At 45.5% G+C, this 20,314-nt stretch carries 8 protein-coding genes and 2 rRNA genes; 7 read left to right on the top strand and 3 right to left on the bottom strand.

Annotated elements, in window-relative coordinates:
* Nucleotides 1-126 precede the first annotated feature (126 nt).
* The 4 genes from FGL37_RS05895 to FGL37_RS05880 all read left to right on the top strand — a co-directional run bounded on the left by FGL37_RS05895 (nt 127) and on the right by FGL37_RS05880 (nt 6,106).
* Nucleotides 127-3,010, top strand: a 23S ribosomal RNA gene (locus tag FGL37_RS05895).
* A gap of 146 nt (nt 3,011-3,156) precedes the next feature.
* Nucleotides 3,157-3,268 (top strand): 5S ribosomal RNA (rrf, locus tag FGL37_RS05890).
* Nucleotides 3,269-4,100: 832 nt separating this feature from the next.
* Nucleotides 4,101-4,301 (top strand): hypothetical protein, encoded by a 201-nt coding sequence (locus tag FGL37_RS05885; RefSeq protein ID WP_028070810.1) that lies wholly within the window; start codon nt 4,101-4,103, stop codon nt 4,299-4,301.
* A gap of 29 nt (nt 4,302-4,330) precedes the next feature.
* On the top strand, nt 4,331-6,106 hold the full coding sequence (locus FGL37_RS05880) for a hypothetical protein (protein ID WP_051607073.1): 1,776 nt from the start codon (nt 4,331-4,333) through the stop codon (nt 6,104-6,106).
* Between the two features lie 235 nt (nt 6,107-6,341).
* Here the strand turns inward: FGL37_RS05880 and FGL37_RS05875 are convergent, their stop codons facing one another.
* Nucleotides 6,342-8,471, bottom strand: coding sequence for an ATP-binding response regulator (locus FGL37_RS05875; protein WP_028070809.1), 2,130 nt, complete (start codon nt 8,469-8,471; stop codon nt 6,342-6,344).
* A 399-nt stretch (nt 8,472-8,870) separates the two neighbouring features.
* On the opposite strand from FGL37_RS05875, the gene FGL37_RS05870 reads away from it, so the two are divergent.
* Nucleotides 8,871-12,176 carry a SusC/RagA family TonB-linked outer membrane protein gene (locus FGL37_RS05870; RefSeq protein WP_037533775.1) on the top strand — a complete coding sequence of 1,102 codons (3,306 nt, stop codon included), beginning with the start codon at nt 8,871-8,873 and terminating at the stop codon, nt 12,174-12,176.
* A 12-nt stretch (nt 12,177-12,188) separates the two neighbouring features.
* Complete coding sequence (locus tag FGL37_RS05865) at nt 12,189-13,958, top strand: RagB/SusD family nutrient uptake outer membrane protein (RefSeq protein ID WP_028070808.1); 1,770 nt, start codon at nt 12,189-12,191, stop codon at nt 13,956-13,958.
* Nucleotides 13,959-14,042: 84 nt separating this feature from the next.
* On the opposite strand, the gene FGL37_RS05860 is transcribed toward FGL37_RS05865, so the two are convergent.
* Nucleotides 14,043-14,321 carry a DUF4342 domain-containing protein gene (locus tag FGL37_RS05860; RefSeq protein WP_028070807.1) on the bottom strand — a complete coding sequence of 93 codons (279 nt, stop codon included), beginning with the start codon at nt 14,319-14,321 and terminating at the stop codon, nt 14,043-14,045.
* Between the two features lie 149 nt (nt 14,322-14,470).
* On the bottom strand, nt 14,471-16,705 hold the full coding sequence (locus FGL37_RS05855) for a glycoside hydrolase family 2 protein (RefSeq protein ID WP_028070806.1): 2,235 nt from the start codon (nt 16,703-16,705) through the stop codon (nt 14,471-14,473).
* A gap of 303 nt (nt 16,706-17,008) precedes the next feature.
* On the opposite strand from FGL37_RS05855, the gene FGL37_RS05850 reads away from it, so the two are divergent.
* Nucleotides 17,009-20,305, top strand: a complete 3,297-nt coding sequence (locus FGL37_RS05850; protein ID WP_081817919.1) for a SusC/RagA family TonB-linked outer membrane protein — start codon at nt 17,009-17,011, stop codon at nt 20,303-20,305.
* Nucleotides 20,306-20,314 lie beyond the last annotated feature (9 nt).

Raw genomic sequence — 20,314 nt, 5'->3', positions numbered from 1 at the left:
TATCTACCAAAGAGTTCTTTGACATACTGAAAGAGAAAAAAAATTACAAGAGAAGACAACAGTAGGGATAATGTCAGTGATGGCATATCCATGCAGCTTCCCGGCGGGCAAAAGGGCCGGGGGGTGAAGAAAGTAAATAAGGGCACACGGGGGATGCCTAGGCTCTCAGAGGCGATGAAGGACGTGATAAGCTGCGATAAGCTTTGGGGATCGGCAAATGCGAAATGATCCAAAGATTTCCGAATGGGGTAACCCGGCTATTTGAAGAATAGCCGTATGATACGCGAACGCGCTGAACTGAAACATCTAAGTAGGCGTAGGAGAAGAAAATAACAATGATTTCCCAAGTAGTGGCGAGCGAACGGGAAAGAGCCCAAACCGTTCATGTTACGGCATGGACGGGGTTGTAGGACCACGATATTGTACTGTGCTATGAACTGGAAGCAGGTGGGAAACTGCGCGACAAGGGTGAGAGCCCCGTACAGGTAAAGAATACAGGCATAGTGGTATCCTGAGTACCGCGGGACCGGAGAAATCCTGTGGGAATCGGCCAGCACCATCTGGCAAGGCTAAATACTCCTGAGAGACCGATAGTGGACCAGTACCGTGAGGGAAAGGTGAAAAGAACCCCGAACAGGGGAGTGAAAAGAACCTGAAACCGTGTGCTTACAAGCGGTTGGAGCGGAGTAGTTCCGTGACAGCGTGCCTTTTGCATAATGAGCCTACGAGTTACTCTTGTCTGGCAAGGTTAAGTCCTTCAGGGGCGCAGCCGAAGCGAAAGCGAGTCTTAACAGGGCGCATAGTCAGATGAGGTAGACGCGAAACCCTGTGATCTACCCTTGGGCAGGTTGAAGTTGCAGTAACATGTAATGGAGGACCGAACCGATAAACGTTGAAAAGTTTCCGGATGACCTGAGGGTAGGGGTGAAAGGCCAATCAAACTGGGAAATAGCTCGTACTCCCCGAAATGTTTTTAGGAACAGCGTGAGAATAGAGTCTATCAGAGGTAGAGCTACCGATTGGGTGCGGGGGAGTCAAATCCTACCAAATCCAGACGAACTCCGAATGCTGGTAGATATGTCTTGCAGTGAGGCTTTGGGTGCTAAGGTCCAAGGCCGAGAGGGAAAGAACCCAGACCATCAGCTAAGGTCCCCAAATCCGTTCTAAGTTGAACTAACGAGGTCCGGCTGCCCAGACAGCTAGGATGTTGGCTTGGAAGCAGCCATTCATTTAAAGAGTGCGTAACAGCTCACTAGTCGAGCGGCCGGGCGTGGATAATAAACGGGCATCAAGAACGGTACCGAAGCTATGGATTTGTACTGAAAGATGTACAACTGGTAGGGGAGCATTCCATCGCCGGGGAAGCACAGTGGTAATGCTGTGTGGAGGTTATGGAAAAGCAAATGTAGGCATAAGTAACGATAAGGCGGGTGGGAAACCCGCCCACCGAAAGACCAAGGTTTCCTGATCAACGTTAATCGGATCAGGGTCAGTCGGGACCTAAGGCGCACCCGAAGGGGGCAGGCCGATGGACAACTGGTTAATATTCCAGTACTCTTTTTAACTGCGATGTGGTGACGGAGTAGTGACACTGCCGCGAACTGACGGAATAGTTCGTTGAAAGGCGTAGGTATTGGAGCTGTAGGCAAATCCGCAGCTCCAGCTGAACCCCAATAGTACAGCAAAGCTCCGGCGGCGCTGATAGAGCAGGTAATCAGACTTCCAAGAAAACCCGCTAAGCTCCAGGTTAAGAAGACCCGTACCGCAAACCGACACAGGTGGTCGAGGAGAGAATCCTAAGGTGCTCGAGTGAATCATGGCTAAGGAACTCGGCAAAATGGCCCTGTAACTTCGGGAGAAGGGGCGCTGTCTCAGCGATGAGCAGCCGCAGTGAAAAGGCCCAGGCGACTGTTTAACAAAAACATATGGCTTTGCAAAATCGGAAGATGAAGTATAAGGCCTGACACCTGCCCGGTGCTGGAAGGTTAAGAGGGGATGTCATCGCAAGAGAAGCATTGAATCGAAGCCCCAGTAAACGGCGGCCGTAACTATAACGGTCCTAAGGTAGCGAAATTCCTTGTCGGGTAAGTTCCGACCTGCACGAATGGTGTAACGATCTGGGCGCTGTCTCAGCCATGAGCTCGGTGAAATTGTGGTATCGGTGAAGACGCCGGTTACCCGCAACGGGACGGAAAGACCCCATGCACCTTCACTATAGCTTAACATTGGGACTGGGTACAGGATGTGTAGGATAGGCGGGAGATATTGAAGCGGGTTCGCCAGGATCCGTGGAATCGCCCTTGAAATACCGCCCTTTCTGTATCCGGTTTCTAACTCCGCAGTGCGGAGGACATTGTTTGGTGGGTAGTTTGACTGGGGTGGTCGCCTCCAAAAAGGTAACGGAGGCTTTCAAAGGTAAGCTCAGTACGCTTGGTAACCGTACGGGGAGTGCAATGGCATAAGCTTGCTTGACTGTGAGACCTACAAGTCGAACAGGGTCGAAAGACGGACATAGTGATCCGGTGGTTCTGTATGGAAGGGCCATCGCTCAAAGGATAAAAGGTACGCTGGGGATAACAGGCTGATCTCCCCCAAGAGCTCATATCGACGGGGAGGTTTGGCACCTCGATGTCGGCTCGTCACATCCTGGGGCTGGAGAAGGTCCCAAGGGTTGGGCTGTTCGCCCATTAAAGTGGCACGCGAGCTGGGTTCAGAACGTCGCGAGACAGTTCGGTCCCTATCTGTTGTGGGCGTTGGAAGTTTGGGTGGATCTGACCTTAGTACGAGAGGACCGGGTTGGACAGACCTCTGGTGAACCTGTTATGCCGCCAGGTGTACGGCAGGGTAGCTACGTCTGGAGCAGATAAGCGCTGAAAGCATCTAAGTGCGAAACTGGCCACGAGATGAGACTTCCTGACAGGGCCGTAGAAGATGACTACGTTGATAGGCCACAGGTGTAAAGGTTGAGAGACCATAGCCGAGTGGTACTAATAGCCCGAAGCTTTCTCAAGCAGACAGACACTGTTGTCTTCCTCTTTAATTTTTGAACACTCTTTCGGTATATATGTCAGTATGGTGCGTGCTGCCGGACCGGTATTTTCCCTGCAGGGGGAACCTGAATACCATCATCCAGCTGCTTGATACCATAAATGATCTTTAGGTGCCTATATCGGCGGTGTCTACCTCTTCCCATTCCGAACAGAGCAGTCAAGCCCGCCAGAGCCGATGGTATTGCCGTAACAGGTGGGAGAGTAGGTCGGTGCCTTTTTTTACACGGAAGCCCTTGCTGGAAACAGTCAAGGGCTTCTTCCGTTTACAGCGGTACTTGCTGCGCGCAGCTGGATGACCCGGAGGGAACCGCTCTCTCTGCGATACCGGAAACGGTTTATGGGCGTCTACGGTCCTGTTATACTGCCGTACGGTCATAAAAGTCCAGCATCATCCCGGCCTTATGGTATATTCCTTTATTCTTTTCGCCCATAGTCAGTCGACATCTAGTTAGAGTCACGCTTCCAGCTTTTACTACGACCTTATTTACCTTTTGGGGTTACTTATACACCTTCGCACGTATTTGAAAGTATCCGTGAAATTTCTCTTTGTTTCCATTGTCTGGCAACTTAATTAAAGAAATCGTTATGAACATGTAGTCGGTGATCTATTTTCAGTGATTTCACTATAGTATTTAGAAAGTCCGGCGCTGCGATTTGAAATCTTTAGTTGTTTTCTTTTCTCATTGACATAGTATATTATCGGCGATAACCTGAAGTCAATTGAATTATGGTTTGTATGATGCAAAAGGTTATTGAATGTTGAAAATTTACTTTAAAGTGCGCTTAATTCGACTGCTGAATAAACAAATAAATATCCTTAGCCTAATTAATTGTTAACGGGATGAGTTGAAGTAACGAATGCCTCATGTTTGTCTGATATAATCCTTTTAATACTAGATTTTGTCGGATTTTGCTATAGTGTGTTAGGTAAGTGGTATAAGTGTGATAGCTATGTGATAGGGCAGTTTTACCTGTTAATCGAATACAATATTAATCTTTGTAGGGTTAAAAAAGCCAGATATTGATTTCGTTAACTAACTATACAAAAACATGAGAAGAATTAAAATTATGGAAAAGAAAATCTACATGAAACCTGCGATAGACATTGTGCAGGTACAGATGGAAGAAGGCATCGCTGCCGGATCCAATGGTTCGGGCCAGCCCGGTGGCGGATCCGGTGTTCAGGAGAATGATTGGACCAACGGTGGATCAGAAACTAAAGATCCAAATAGCGGTGAATGGTGGCAATAAACTAACAGTCTAAACTCTAATACCAAAATATGAAAATAACGTATTCAATCGCAAAGATTAAATTATCTGTTGCGGCACTTTTAATTATAGCTGCTTCCTGTAGTAAAGATAAAGCAAACAACAACCTTGAAGTAAATCAGGGCGGTGTGCGGCTTACACTAATGGAAGGAGAGTTTACTGACAATGAATCGATCAATACGAAGGCCTCATCAAATCGCACAGTAGTAGAGCCTGCTGTGCTGTATAAGGAGGTGCAGTCTGGTCCTTTTACGGTGACTGCAGAACTTTCAGAAAACACTACTGCGTCGGGACTAAAGGCATCTGCTGGTAAAAAAGCGGCAGCCAAACCTCTTTCGTTAAGAGGGGCCGTGAAATATCGCATTGTGGCGTTTGAAACGGATGGTACCTATGTCGATCAGGCAGTAGGCGACGCTTCTGATCCGAATCAGGTCTTTTTTGGAGATAAGCTTGTAGCGGGACAAAAGTATAACTTTTTTATCTATTCTTTCGGTTCGACGACAGATGATCCGCCTGCTGTGGATCCCTCCAAGAATATGTTTCCCACGAGTGATCCGAATAGCGGATTCACATTAAATTATCCGGGCGTTACGGAAAGTAATGGAGACTATATGTGTGCTGTTGAGAAGGATGTGACAATCCTCGGCAATAATACGGCAACACCGTTGACAACGCCACTGCAACACATGTTTACGCGTGTCAACATTCTGGTTGATAACAGCGATGCTACCGGCACTTTTGGACAGGCTAATTATCAGAAGGGAGGATACATGTCAGAAGCTGCTGTGAATGGTTTTATCGATTATACTCCGGGCTCAGTTACTGCGCCAATTGTTGATATGAGTACGGGAAAGGTTATTGCCGGCACTGGGGTCAATCAAGCTCCTGATTATTATCAGATGCAGAACCTCAGTACAACCGCGCAGACAGTCATTGTAAATCAGCAAGGGCTACCGGATTTTCAATTTGCTATTAAGATCAATGCGGGAAGTATCAAAGTAGGACATGATGTTAATCCTAATGATGTTTATTTCAGCTTTTCGAATGATGGCCAGGGCCTTAAACCAGGCTATTCATATACCCTGAAACTACGTTTTAACAGCGACCGCTATGTGAATGCATCCAATCAGACGAGAAGTGCTACAGATGCTGATGCGCGCTATGCCGTCATAGCTGGGCATCGCTGGGATCGCTATAATCTTGGAGTGGCCAATCTGAATCCAGCAGTTAATGATCCAGATGCTGTGCCATCAAACCAGGGCTTATATGGAAATTATTATCAATGGGGGCGTCAGGCTGCTGTAGCGAATGCGTACAGCGGCGATGGCGCAATTGCGGGATGGAACACGACGCCCGCACCTGATGGTTCCTGGAACAGCGGCACAGAAGCTGCTCCTGTCAAGGCGCCATTGGATCCTTGTGGTACGGGAGATCGAGTACCTACGCCGGCAGAATATACCCGCTTAGGAAATAGTACGCGACACACGTCCATCGGAAATTGGATTCCATTTTCGGGTACTTCAGTTGGATTAGGAGACTTCACTGCAGCGCATGTTATGACGAGCCGAAAAAGTAGCGATATCAAATTGAGTTTTCCGGCTGCTGGCCATAGAGAAACCGTTGATGGATCACAACGCGTTAGACAAAGTTCTGCAATTTATTGGTTAAATACAGAAGTGGGCGGAAATGATCGAGCAAGACAGGGACGTGGTTTCCAGACCTCTTGGGATACATCCAACTACTTTAAAAGAGCTGGTTACCCAGTACGTTGTATTCAGGACAAATAAGCACTCTATATCTACCTTGAAGCTATAGATGGGTAATGGAATGCCGACAGCAATATTATGTTGTCGGCATTCTTTTTTGATCTATTGCTTGTCGATAGGCTTGTCATCGTACAGCTATACATGGTATTTGTAGACTATATACCAACCCTCGCGCTTCGGCTGTAGGGCAGTGTCGAAGGTTTTCTTGTGATTAAGACCGTTTTCTCATGAATGAAACTTGTTTTTAAACAAGATATTAGCGGTCTGCCGAGGTTAGGATCTGTTTCAATGTTGCCATCTGAAAGGGTTTGACCATGACACCATCAAATTGATACACTTGTCCTTCCGGTACCCGCACGCTTACCTGGGACTCGTCCGATGTCAATGCGATAACAATACTTTTTGAACCCTGTGCCGCATTTTGATCTTTCACAAAGTTCAAAATGTCCCAGCCATTCAGTTCTTTCATATTGAGATCTGTGATGACAACATCGGCAGCATTGGATTGAAGGTAAGCTTTGGCTACATCTGAGTCTTGGAAGATCTGCACATTTTTAAACTGCTGTAAACTCTGCTTGACAAACATATTGTTGATCGGGTTGTCATCGATCACAACAAAGCGTAAGTCTGCAGGTAGCTTGTACGATTTGACTATTTGCTTAGCAACTCTCTGCTCATCGATGACGGGCACAGTCAGCGTGAAGGTTGAGCCTCTTCCCTGCTCACTCCTGACGGACAAGGTGCCGTTCAGCTGTTCAGCCATGAGCTTGGAGATATGCAAACCGAGACCGAAGCTATTCTTGGACTTAATATCAGTCATATAATATTGTTCAAAAATATGCTCCTGATCTTTGGCGGCGATCCCTTTTCCTGTATCGATGACCTGTACATGCAAGGCTTTAGCACCTTCAGATGTCATAGAAGCCCGTACTTCAACCTGCCCTTTATCGGTATATTTAATTGCATTGCTGAGTAGATTTGACACAATCTGCCGTACGCGATAAGCGCCACTTTTGATCAGGATGTCCTGATCTATGTTGATTTGGCTAATTAGCTTTAATCCTTTTTTGTCTGCCTGGCTTCGATGCATTTTTATCAGATTGGTCAATAGCTGGGCAGGAGAAAAATACTCCTCTTTGATTTCCAGCATGCCTGATTCCAGCTTGCCAAGATTGAGGATGTCCTCAACGGTGACGTTAATGTCGTGGATATCTTCCGTAATGGTGTCGAGCAGTGCAGGACTGACCCGATTGTTAGTGGTATTGTCCTTTATGAGGTCAATGATACTCACCAGTGAATTTAACGGGGTACGGACATCGTGGCTGACATTAGCCAGTATGCTCGCCTTTTCCTTCGCTGTACGCAGTGCGTAGTCCCTCGCTGCCGTGAGCTTCCGCTCATAGATTATCGTATTGTAATGGTAATACAAAAGTAAAGTGACCATGACAATCATTAGCACAATAGATGCAATCACCTGATTGCCGAAAATAGCCGAATTCTCCTTATATAAACTAAAGTCTTTTATTTCGGCAGCTCTCAGTGTTTCGTCTTCATGGCTCTTGATCTTCAGCAAAGCTGTACTGATCGTGCTGAATAAAGCGTAATTAGATTGCAATAACTGCCGTTCTTTTTGCTGTAGCTGCGCAAAGGAATGGCGTATTTTGCTGAAATCCTGTTTGTAGAACGATTCATTCTGCTCGATTAAAGTCTGAATCTGGCTGTGTATCGCTTTGATCTGATTTACATTAAACTGCTGCTCTAATTTATCGGCAACTAAGGTGTCATTTTTAGCTTTGAAAATCCGGTTGAAGAGACTTACTTTTTTTCGGACGATGGTGTCTTTTTTGGTTACATTCAACGCAGTATCCCGCAATATACGGTTGATCACAGAATCTGCATCGATCCTGTTCTTTCCCGGAAGAACGGAACGGTTCGTTTTTGTGAGGAGGGACAAGGAGTCTTTCGCCAAAAAGATCATATTGTCGACCGATTGTTTAATCCGCGCAAATTCATCGGAAAGGTGGATATTATGTTCCAAAGGTGCTGCGTTCGAGAAAGAAATCCCTTTTTGTGATGATAGAATAGATAGGGAATCGATGTAAAAACGAAGGCTGTCCAGACTCTTTGTATAATTCGCCAGGTTTTCAGCACTAAAATCTACCGTATAGGTGCGGAAAGCGCTTCCTGCCACATTATAAGAAGCGAAAAGCCTAAAAAATAAGCTCGTTAGCTGGTTCTTTGAACCGTAGGCTTTGTTCAACCGGGCTTCGGTTTTTTGGTATTCTATATATTGGTAGGTGAATATCGATCCGATATACACTAAAGAAACAATGAGGAAAGCAATCAAAATTGTCCTGAAAATAAATATTTTTTTATTGTTTTTCACGGTAGTATTCTTTCATCCAATAAATTAACTATAGCCTATTTTATCTGTTTGGAAATCAAATTTAAGACTAATATGTGAGAATAGATGACCGGATTGTCAAGATATAGCTACATTATAGCAAAATAGCATAAGCGTGTTGATCCTGTCGAGCTGTAAACAGCTGGTTCGGATGTACCGACTTTGTTCCGAGTATTATAAAATTTTAATAATTAACCTGAATTGATCGAATAATTTAAGATGGTATTTAGAAAAAAATATATAAAATCGTTTGAATTTTACGATCTTTTATTTAATTTCCTGTATTACTAACTGTCTTTTGTTATTTTTTTATAAAAGACATATAAACTAAAACCTGTGGTAAACTGTTATGTAACTCTTATCTAAACCACCATCTTAATTATGAAAAAGAACTATCTTTTTTACAGGAAAGCAAGGCCATTAAGCTTATTGGGCCTTGGTCTTTTGTGCTCGTCTCCTAATGTGTTCGCGAGCTATTCTGAGTCGGCAATCTTGCATGCTGTAGCCGAACAGCAACAGATTTCGGGTCAGGTCAAAAACGAAAAGGGTGAACCGCTTGCTGGGGCCACGATTACCGTCAAAGGCACTACAGTGCAGGCCTCCACCAATGTAAACGGCATCTTTTCTATAAGGGCCAAACAGGGCGATATCCTGATCGTCAATTACCAGGGCTATGCACGGCAGGAAGTAACTGCTGCAGCCGGAACTGTTTCCGTCACCATGATATCGAATGCGGAGTCACTGGAGGAAGTAGTCATCGTGGGCTACGGGAAGCAGAAGAAAGGAAACCTGACCGGAGCAGTGGCAGCCGTCAACTCGGAGCAGCTCAAAAACATCTCTCCCTCCAACCTGTCGAATACCTTGGCTGGACGGGCCGCTGGCGTCAACGTCACGAATACCTCCGGCATGGCGGGGGCTTCTTCATCGCTACGTATTCGGGGCGCATCCGTCGAACCACTTTATGTCATTGATGGTGTTGTCCGTGACAAGGCAGCCTTTGATGCCCTGGAGGCCAATGAGGTCGATCAGATGAGTTTTCTGAAAGATGCCGGTACTGCCGCAGTATATGGCACCCGTGCAGGGAATGGAGTGGTACTGGTAACCACAAAAAAAGGAACGTCGCAGGCTCCGGTATTCAACGTGCAGAGCAACTATTCGTTTAGTTCGCCCACGCAGACACTGCTAGCCAATTTAACCACGGCAACAGATGAACTGATCTACCAAAATAGGGTCTCACAATTTCGCTGGGAACAGGGGGATAAAATTGATCCCTGGACAGCACCGAACGGACAGCGTGAGTTTGATTATTTTAAAGATAAAAATTACAATGCCAATGATGTCATCTGGCGTAATCCCTTTAGCCATCGCCAGTCTATTGCCGTCAATGGTGGGGGCGATAAGATTACTTACTATGCCTTGCTGAGTTATCGGAAAGAAGATGGTTCTTACAAATCACTGGAGCACGAAAAGTTCAATCTACGGAGTAATATCTCTGCGAAGATCAGCGACGCCTTCAGCATGGATTTTAATATTTCAGCTAACCAGACCAACTCCAACCGTTTCTTTTGGCCGTTCAGTACTTCGGCAAATGATGATGATTTTGATGTGTCGGATTTTTATCGTGTGACGTTCAACTGGCCAAAGATGTATCCCTTTTATCTGAAAGCAGACGGTACACCGAGTAATACACCTACAGCTTATCCGGTACAGACACCGATGGGAAGCTGGCAGGCCTGGAATGTCATCGACCAGGTTATCGGAGACCGTTATATCGACCGTAAAGTCCGTCAGGTAAACCCGATCATGACGCTCAATCTCAAACTGGACAAATGGGTGGAAGGTTTGTCTACAAAGTTAATGGGAAGTTATGTTGCAGAAGATTACATGCGCAAACGTTACATGAGCTTTCAGAAAAACTATACCTTTACATCCCTCGATCCTGACAACAACCGTTTTATACCTGCCCCGCCTTCGGAAGATCGGATAAATATTTTCACCTTTAGCCAAGCGCAACCCTTTATGGATTATAACCCACAGCGGAAGTGGCAGTATCAGCTCAACTGGTTCCTGAATTATAACCGCAAGTTTGGCCAGCATGGACTGGACGCGCTGGTTGTTTATGAGCAATTCAAGTCAGGGACAACCAATATTACCTCCAGGGCTGAGAATCCGGTCATCCCATTGGATCAGATGTATATTTATCCAACGGACAGGAGCATGCGGTCCACGGACGCTTTCGAGTTGATGGATTCAAGGCGGGGCGTCATCGGGCGGGCCAACTATAACTATGCCGATAAATATATCGCCGAATTCTCGTTCCGCTACGACGGTTCGCCGCTGTTTCCCAATGATAAACGCTGGGGTTTCTTCCCCTCGATGTCCCTGGGCTGGCGTGTGTCGGATGAAAATTTCTTCTCATCCCTCAAGAATACCGTTAGTGACCTAAAATTAAGAGCCTCATACGGAAGTTCGGGTAACTTTGTTGATGTGGAAGGCTATTCGATACTTCCCTATTCCTATATGGAGAAATATAGTTCGATCATCACTTCCCGGTCGGGCAGTAGAACTCCGGTGCCCGGATATATTTTCGGAGATAGCTATTACACCGGATTGACCTACCTGGATAACCCCACGATGAACCTAACCTGGACGAAGTCGAAGAGTTATAATGTCGGTATCGATTTTGGTTTTGCAAACAATAAACTGACCGGAAGCCTGGATGGATTTATCCGTAAGGAAACAGATATCCTGGGTACTAGAGGAATCAAGGTGCCGGACAACTATGGCCGGGCACTTGCCCCCGAAAACTACGCCGCCCGAAGTTTTAGAGGAGGGGAGCTCTCACTCAACTGGAATGATAAAGTGGGAGAGGTGTCTTATGGGCTGAACGCCAATATGGGCTATGCCAAAGATCGTTGGGATATTTTTGATGAAGAGCCATCTTATGGTCCCGGAGGCAGAGAACATTTCCGTTCTAAAGTGGGACGCCCCGAAAACAGGATTATCGGCCTGGAAGCTTCGGGGCTAGTGCGCTCACAGGCAGAAGCAGATGCACTAAAAGAAAAAGGCTTTAAGACCTACGGGCGTGATCCTTATCCGGGAATGATCCTTTATAGGGATATCCGTGGACAGAATTATTCCGATCAGCCCGACGGTATTATTGATGACAATGATATGCAGCTGCTGTCGGAAAATAATACACCTCGCATCAACTATGGATTTGGGTTTAATGCAAGCTGGAAAGGAATCTATCTATCAGCGCTGTTCCAAGGTGTATTAGCCTATGACCGTGTCATCAGCAATCAGGAAGGCGCGGGGATGCGTCAGCATGGGGACACCTTTAGGCCTTACTATCCGATCTGGACTTCAGATGTCTGGACACCGGAGAACCCCGATGCAAAATATCCGCGTCCCGTAGGATACAACTGGCAGGAATCTGGTGCTGCATCTTCCACGTTCTGGATCCGAAACGGTGCGTATATGCGGTTAAGAGATCTAAATGTGTCATATACATTACCCCAGTCCATCACGGAGAAAATCAAAATGAAAAGTGTCAATGTGTTCTTAAATGGAACTAATTTGTTCGTTTTTTCGCCGATGAAGGAGTTTCACGATCCCGAACAAAAAATGTATGATTCCTATCCTGTGATGAAGACATTTACGCTAGGGCTTGATGTTAAATTTTAATTGCTTTTAAAGATGAAAAAAATATTTTATCCTTTGATTGCCTTAGCATTGGCAACGGCATCTTGTAAAAATGTTCTGGATATTGAAGATCTGAACTCGGTCAATGAAGATAGAGTGTGGAATGATCCAAATCTGGTCAATGCTTATCTGGCCAATCTATACACGTTGTTTGGAAACTGGAACAGTGGGGCAGATAACAATTCGCAGCAACTTGCTGGAATCAACTTTTCGCTGAATGCTGTTACCGTTAACAATTCGGCTTATAAAGCATGGGATTATACGACAATCCGGAAGATAAATACCGCTATCCAAAAGGTCAGCGGAAGCACAGGACTAAATGACGCGACCAAAAAATCGATACTGGGACAGGCGCTGTTCATGCGGGCTTATATGTACTTTAACATGGTTAAATATCATGGTGGTGTGCCCTATATTACCAAACCACAGGATCTGGAAGAGGACGACCTGAAAGTTCCCCGCAACTCAACCAAAGAGTGCTTTGATCTGATCGTCAAAGATCTGGATGAAGCCATGGGGTATTTGCCGATGACGATCGGTAAGGGTGCTGCGGATTATGGACGCATTGATGGCAACTTTGCTCTCGCTTTTAAGGCGAAAGTATTATTGTATAAGGCATCGCCACAGTTCAATCCTTCCAATCCATACGGAAACGCCTACTGGGCTGAAGCACATGCGGTCAACAAGCTGGCTTACGAGCAGCTCAAGGCCCAAGGTTATAGTCTGACCGCAGATTACGCAAATATTGCCCTTGTTGAAAAGGGGCCTGAAGTGGTCTTTGCTGTGATCAATTCCTATCCCAATAAAGTGGCCAACTGGGATAACGGAGTACGCCCGGGGTCGGAGAGCCGGGGAACAGCCAGCGCTGTACCTACCTGGGACTTTGTCAAAGAGTTTCCAATGAAGGACGGAAAACTTTATTCTGATCCGAGCAGCAAATACCATAAAACTGATGTCCAGTTTGTCCAGTCCTATTGGGAAAACCGTGACCCCCGCTTCGATAAGTCAATCGTCTGGAACGGGAAGATCTATGAGGTTTCTGGCAAAACCGGCAAGCGGCAGTACACTTCCCTGGGGATAGCAGATGCATTGGACAACTTTGGAGTGAATCCCAACGCTGGGACTACCTCTTCCAACAGAGACCGTTATACGGGATTTTTTATCCTGAAGAACTCCAAGCTCTCATTGCGGCAAACCCAGGTGGAGACGCAGTATGACGTTGATTTTGTACTGATGCGCTATGCTGAAGTGATGTTGAATTATGCTGAAACGGCGAATGAAACCGGTGATCTGGCCACAGCCATGTCGATCTTGAAACAGATACGCATGCGGGCAGGTATCGAACCGGGCGCGGACAATAACTACGGCATTGTTGCCGGCAACAAAACAGAAATGCGTGAGGCCTTATTGGCCGAGCGGAATATCGAATTCTGTTTTGAGGGGCATCGCTTTTGGGACCTCCGGAGGCTGCGCAGACTATCTGTACTGAACAATACAACGAAGCACGGGGTGGAGGCTATTGCCATCAATCCGGATGGCTCCGAAATGGATCTGAAAGCTGCAGCTAATCTGGCGAAGAGTTATCAGCTGAAGGAAAATCAATTTAAATATAATGTGCTACAGGTACCCAGCACGGGCAATAAGGTTAATCTAGTTCCCGACACCTATTATTTTTTCCCGATTGCACAATCAGTGATCGATAAGAATCCAAGCATCAAACAGAATAAAGATTGGGGTGGCGAGTTTAATCCGACATTAGAATAAGTTGATTTAAATTGCAGGAAAAAAATACGGGGAGCTCCTTTTGGAGCTCCCCGCTTGTATTAAGGGAAGGATGTTCTTGTATAGTTATTCCAGCTCGATTAATTTTTGTTTTGCAGCGTTCTGTTTTTCTTCCTGCAGGATAGCTACCTGAAGATTGCATACCAATGTTAGAATAATAAGCACAACGAAAGCTACAGGAAAGATCAGGCCGATGATCACGGCCAAAAGCAAAGAAATGTTTATATACTCCTGATCCGCTTTGGACGAAACTTTTAGACGCGCATGTCTAAATGATTCAAAAAGATCCTGAAATGCCTTTGTGATTGTTTTACCGTTAATACTGAATGTCGTTTTAGTTGTCATGATGTTTATTGTCTTTATGTTTTATTTCCTTATTTGATATCTCAAAGGTAAGGCGGATTTGCCGGATGGAGTAGCCGCATTAGGTCAATCGGCAGGGAATCTCGGTAAATAGCTTACATTCATCGGTCAATGGTTGGGGAATCATCTATTTAAAGACCTACATGTTCTGTTTTCGACTGGGTTGGTCCAGCAATCTCTTGCTTATAAGCAGGGTCGTAGTTCCAGTTGATACGATCTGTCAATACTTCACCATCCTTTTGAGTTACTTTTGCTTCGAGGATATTGGCTCCTTGTTTGAGTCTGACATTTTCAAAGATGTAGTGTACGTCTGTCTGTCCTTTTTTGCTGCCTGTAATAGTCCTACCATTAACGATCAAGGTCGGTTTGCCTCTGTTGGAATAAACGGTGACAGGAGTCATTTCATTGCCGCGGTTGATCATACGGCGTTGCGTAATATAGAGGACAGGCTCCTTGCTCCAGTTGGCCTTGTACCAATAGAATCCGTCTTTCTTTAATTTTCTGTCAAAAGAAACCAATCCCTTATAATTCCGTGGATTAACATTCAGGGCCGTGATCGGCGTGGCAAAATCGAAGGTATTCCAGACATAAGAGCCAAGGAAGATTGGATTTTTGGTGATGACGCCCCAGTGAACTTCATGAAATTTGGTCGCATATTCTTCTGGAAAAAAGTATGGATTGCTCCATTGATTGCCAAAATTGCCGACGGTCTCAGCCTGATCTTCGGGAATTGCCTCGGCACCGTATTCAGAAAAGATGATTTTGTAGTCTTTAAACTCACGGCTGATGCGCTTGGCCCAGGAAGCCACATCATCATCCTTTTCGGATTTGTCTTCAAGTTCGCCATTGTACCAGCCAAAATAATGATTGATTCCCTGTACATCTGCATTGTTGTTGACAGGATGGTCGATGATGTTGTATCCACTGACAGACACAGTATAACGGTCAGGATCTTCGGATTTGGCCAGGTCATTCAATTTGCTGGTCAGCTCGACTGTGTAAGCTGTCGGACTATAGACTTCATTATGCATCCCCCAGATATAAATCGACGGATGATTGAAATTCTGCCTGATCAGTTCTTTTAGCTGTTGTTGGGCATTGTTATCTTCCAGGGTTGTCACGCGGTTGACAAAAGGAATCTCAGCCCAGACGACTAAGCCTATGCTATCACATTTTGAATAGAAATATGCCGACTGCTGATAATGGGCCAAACGGATAGAAGTTGCTCCCATTTCCTTGATGATAGCCAGATCTTCGTCGTGATCGGCGTTGCTTAATGCAGAGCCCTTGCCCCAGCGGTCTTGGTGGCGGCAGACCCCATATAAGGGGTATTTTATATCATTTAAAAAGAAGCCCTGTCCAGTGCGCAATTCAAATTTGCGAATGCCCAGCGGGCTGACCACTTCATCGATGACCTGCTCACCCTTCTTTATCTGGGTGACCACACGGTAAAGATATGGATCATCCAGACCCTGCCATAGGTGTGGGGCTTTGATGGATAGCTGCTGCGTGATGATCTGCCGGCCTTGTGGTGGCACCGTGTAAGCAGTTGTCTGTTTTGCTTTCACAGATCCATCTTTTTCAACTATCGTGGTGAGCAGCTCAATTGGCTGGGTATGGCCAGATTTGTTGTCAATCTTTACCTTAACAGCGATATCTGCAGCTTTTTTTGATACATTTTTTTGCGTGATATAGACGCCTTCTGAAGCGAAATCGTTGACAGCAATATGGATATCATCCGTCACGATAAGTTCAACGGGCCGGTAAATGCCACCATACATGGGGAATAAGGTATGATTGACCGGAATAACCTGTGGGCTGGCCTCATTGTTTACTTTGACCAATAGCTCGTTTTCTTTGCCCAGTTGGAGCATGCCCGTCAATTCGAACACGAATGCGGAGTAGCCTCCCTGGTGCCTTCCCACAAAGCTGTAATTGCCATTGCGTTGGCTGTTATCATAGGTGATATCGTTTTTTACTTCTTTGGCTGGAAGAGGATTATTATTCAAGTACAGCTCCGTTTGGGTATTGACGCCCTCAAACCGGATAAAGATACGTTTCCCCTTCCAGCTTATCTGTGGTACGAAAGTCTTGCGATAGAAGGCATCACCGGTATAGAAACGTTCATTTTTTCCGAGGCTTCCGGGCCGGATATCCTGTTGCTGCATATCTATTGCGTTCCAAGTATGTGGCAAGTTAACCAGCTGCCACCTTCCCTCAAATGTGAGATGATAGTCCAGAGGAGAAACGGAGAAAGGGCCTTTTTTGAAAGACCAGTTTGAATTGAACGGAATAACAGTTCGGGCCTGCGAGTTTGTCCAGGTCATTCCAATAAAGAACAGCATGTAAAAAATCCTTTTGATCATAGGGTTTTTAAATTAGGGTAATTGTTTCGTTTCCAAATATAGCCAACAAAAATACAATCGCTAATGCGTCCATTTTTCAGTGGTTTTATTTATGAAAATATATTTATATTGTGTTATATATTTGTAGTATAAGTTTGTATTTATTTCTTAATTAATCTGTTTGTATAAAATACACTACAACGTTTTCGAGAGTTGCGCAAACGATTGAGTGCTTTGGACCCAGGGTAATAACTTAATAATTTCTTTACAATTGCATCGGATAAGAACCAAGTACCAACACTGACAAACCTTAGAAAACATGATATGAATAGACCCGATTACTTACATCAACTTAGAAAGACGAAATTATACTGCCATCTCGCTTTCTTAACTCCAGTCGTTGCGTTTTCGCTGTTAGATACTGCGCAAGCAGCATATCTGCGGCCAAAGGCGGTGAAAAGTATATCTTCGGCAGCAGTTTCTGCTGGCCTTCAGCAGAAGATCAATGGGCAGGTGCTGGACGAGCACGGTAAGCCGGTTGTCGGGGCGACCATATCTGAGAAGGGTACTGCGCATTCGACTTCAACCGACAGTCAGGGGCGGTTTTCTTTGTCTGTATCTTCGCCCTCTGCCATTCTGGTCATTAATTACATTGGCTATGCTTCTCGGGAAGTGACGGCGAATCAGGCGTCTCAGGTCACCTTGATGAAGTCTGAAGATTTATTGGAAGAAGTGGTTGTGGTAGGATATGGATCACAAAAAAAGACCAACTTGACAAGTGCGGTCTCCCAAGTGGATATGAAAGTTTTGCAAAATAGGCCTGCGCCGACGGTGGCGAACCTATTGCAGGGAGCTGCACCCGGATTGGTGGTGACCAGACAGTCCGGAAGGCCGGGAGATCAGGGACTGAACATACAGATCCGCGGTGCTTCATCGGCAAACGGAAGTGTCACCCCGCTTTATGTGATTGATGGTGTCATCAGCTCAGAAGAAACTTTCATCGCACTTAATCCAAATGACATCGAAAACATCAGTGTCCTGAAAGATGGTGGCGCAACCGCAATTTATGGAGCACAGTCCGCCGGAGGGGTAATTCTGATTACAACAAAAAAGGGGCAAAAGGGTCCTTCGCGGATTTCTTTAATGAGCAATATGGCCTGGCAGATGCCGTCAAATATGCCGGATCGTCTTACCCTTGTTGAGGAAATGAAGTATATGAATCTTGGCCGCGCAAATGCCGGCCTGGCACCCGAATATAATGAGGAAGACCTCAATTATGCGGTCAATGGTCCCGTGTTTGTCGAAGGCGCGAATGGGCAGTGGCGTACCTATAACCAGCAAAATTTGATTGATCAGGTGGCGAAGAAGTCTTATAACCTTTACAATCATAACCTACAGATTACGGGGGGCAATGAAAAGGTAACCTATATGGCTTCGTTGGGAAATATGAGCCAGGCCGGAATGTTCAAAGTCGGAGAGGATCACTTTGAACGCTGGAATGCCCGTGCCAATATTTCTGCACAGGTCAACAAATATGTTAAGCTGGATGTTGGATCTGCCTACATTAACCAAGCCACAGATAACCCACAAGATGGCGGCTATGGTATTGACGGTGGGGGAAATGGCATCTTGAGGCAATTTTATTCTTCGCGCATGCGTTTCCCGCTTTATAATGAGGACGGTACGTACTATCGAAGCGGCAGCTCTTCCGCGATAGGCTATGCGCTCATGAAAGACGGAGGTTTTAACCGTGACCGCAAGGATATCTATTTCAACAATGTCACTGCAACCTTTAATAACTTTATCAAAGGGTTGGATATCAAGTTGATGTATAGCCGCGAAAATACAGCGCGGGAAAACAGGAATTTCAAGCGTACTGTCACCTATTATTCGGGACCGTCCAAGTCAACAGCCAGCCAGCTGAACAATCCGAATAATTATTCAGTCACGAATTACAAAACCTTGTCCGAAAACTATCAGGCACTTGTGGATTATAATTTCAAGCTTGGTACATTACATAATTTCCATGTAATGGGGGGCTATCAGTACCAGTCATACGACTATCAGTATATCACCGCAAGCACAAAAAATCTATTTGTTAACGATAATCCAAGCTTAAATTTTACTTCGGATCCGATTAATAAGTCACATAATCAGTTTGCGCAACGTTCAGAGTCCCAGTCGTTTTTTGGACGCTTTAACTACAATTATGACGAAAGATACCTTTTTGAAGCAACCGTGAGAAGTGACGAAAGCTCCAGATTGTATCCCGGTAGCCGTAGGAAAGTGTTTCCATCGTTTTCGGCGGGCTGGAACATGGGCAGAGAACAGTGGTTTGAAAACATCTCCCATATCGTCAGTGACCTAAAACCCCGTATTTCCTGGGGAAAAGTGGGTTCACAGATCGGTGTCGGGTACTATGATTTTCTGGCGCAGCTAAACACCGGACCGAATTCAGAGCCGGGGAAGACAGGTGTTGTATTGGGGGATACCAAACAAACCTATACGTATCAGGATTTAATTCCAGCAATAGGTGTCAGCTGGGAAACCGTAGAAACGCAGAACATAGGTCTGGATTTTAGCTTTTTAAATCATAAGCTGAAAGGATCATTTGATTATTATAACAAATACAACAACAATATGTTGGTGTCCGTCCGACTGCCGGCCACAGTGGGAATCAATGTGCCCATGTCCAATGACGGCAGACTAAAAACCTGGGGTTGGGAGTTTAACATAGGTTATGGTAACAAAGTGGGAGAGGATTTTACCTATAATGTCAACTTTAACCTCGCGGACAATCAGAATAAAGTATTGCGCTATGGTGGCGCCGATGACATCGTCAAGCCCGGTGTAAACGGCGGTAAAGACGATAAAGGCAAAATTATTTTAGTGGAGGGATATGCGCTGAATTCGATCTGGGGTTATCTTGCAGATGGCTATTTTCAGACCGAGGCGGATCTTGCCAAGGCCCCTAGCTATGAGAAGCTCCTGAATAAGGCCGGGGTGCCCGGACTGGGAGATATAAGATATGTTGATATGGATGGCGATGGGAAAATCAGTCCCGGCGGTGAGCGGTTAGATGATCTGGGTGATTTAGTTTATCTGGGTGACACCAATCCCAGGTATCAGTATGGAATTAATATCAACTTGAGCTATAAGAATTTTGATTTCGGCATGTTTATTCAGGGCATTGCGAAACGGAAATTTAAGCCGAGTAACGAGCTGATCCAGCCTTTGCTGTTCTCTTGGTATATGCCGATGTCTTTCCAGACAGATTACTGGACACCAGACAATCGCGATGCAGCCTTTCCGAGACCATATCTCGAGGGAACACATAATTTCCAGCCCTCCAGCAAATGGTTTTTAAATGGTGCTTATGCGCGCCTGAAGAACATACAAGTTGGGTATACTTTGACAAAAGAGCAGATCAAAAGACTGCCGTTTGCACGTGTGAGATTCTATGCTTCGGGCGAAGACCTGTTCACGTTGTCAAAAATGGGCGTGTTTAAAGGCGTAGTTGATCCTGAAATGAAACCTACGCGAGAAGGAACGACCAAGGAGATTGCTTCTCCATATCCATTCGCCAGAACAGTATCTTTCGGAATAAACCTTGACTTTTAATAATGATTA

Source organism: Sphingobacterium thalpophilum (assembly GCF_901482695.1).
In the GTDB taxonomy this organism is placed as follows: Bacteria; Bacteroidota; Bacteroidia; order Sphingobacteriales; family Sphingobacteriaceae; genus Sphingobacterium; species Sphingobacterium thalpophilum.
The sequence above is the reverse complement of the archived record's forward strand: the minus strand, read 5'-3'. Positions and strand labels throughout refer to the sequence as shown.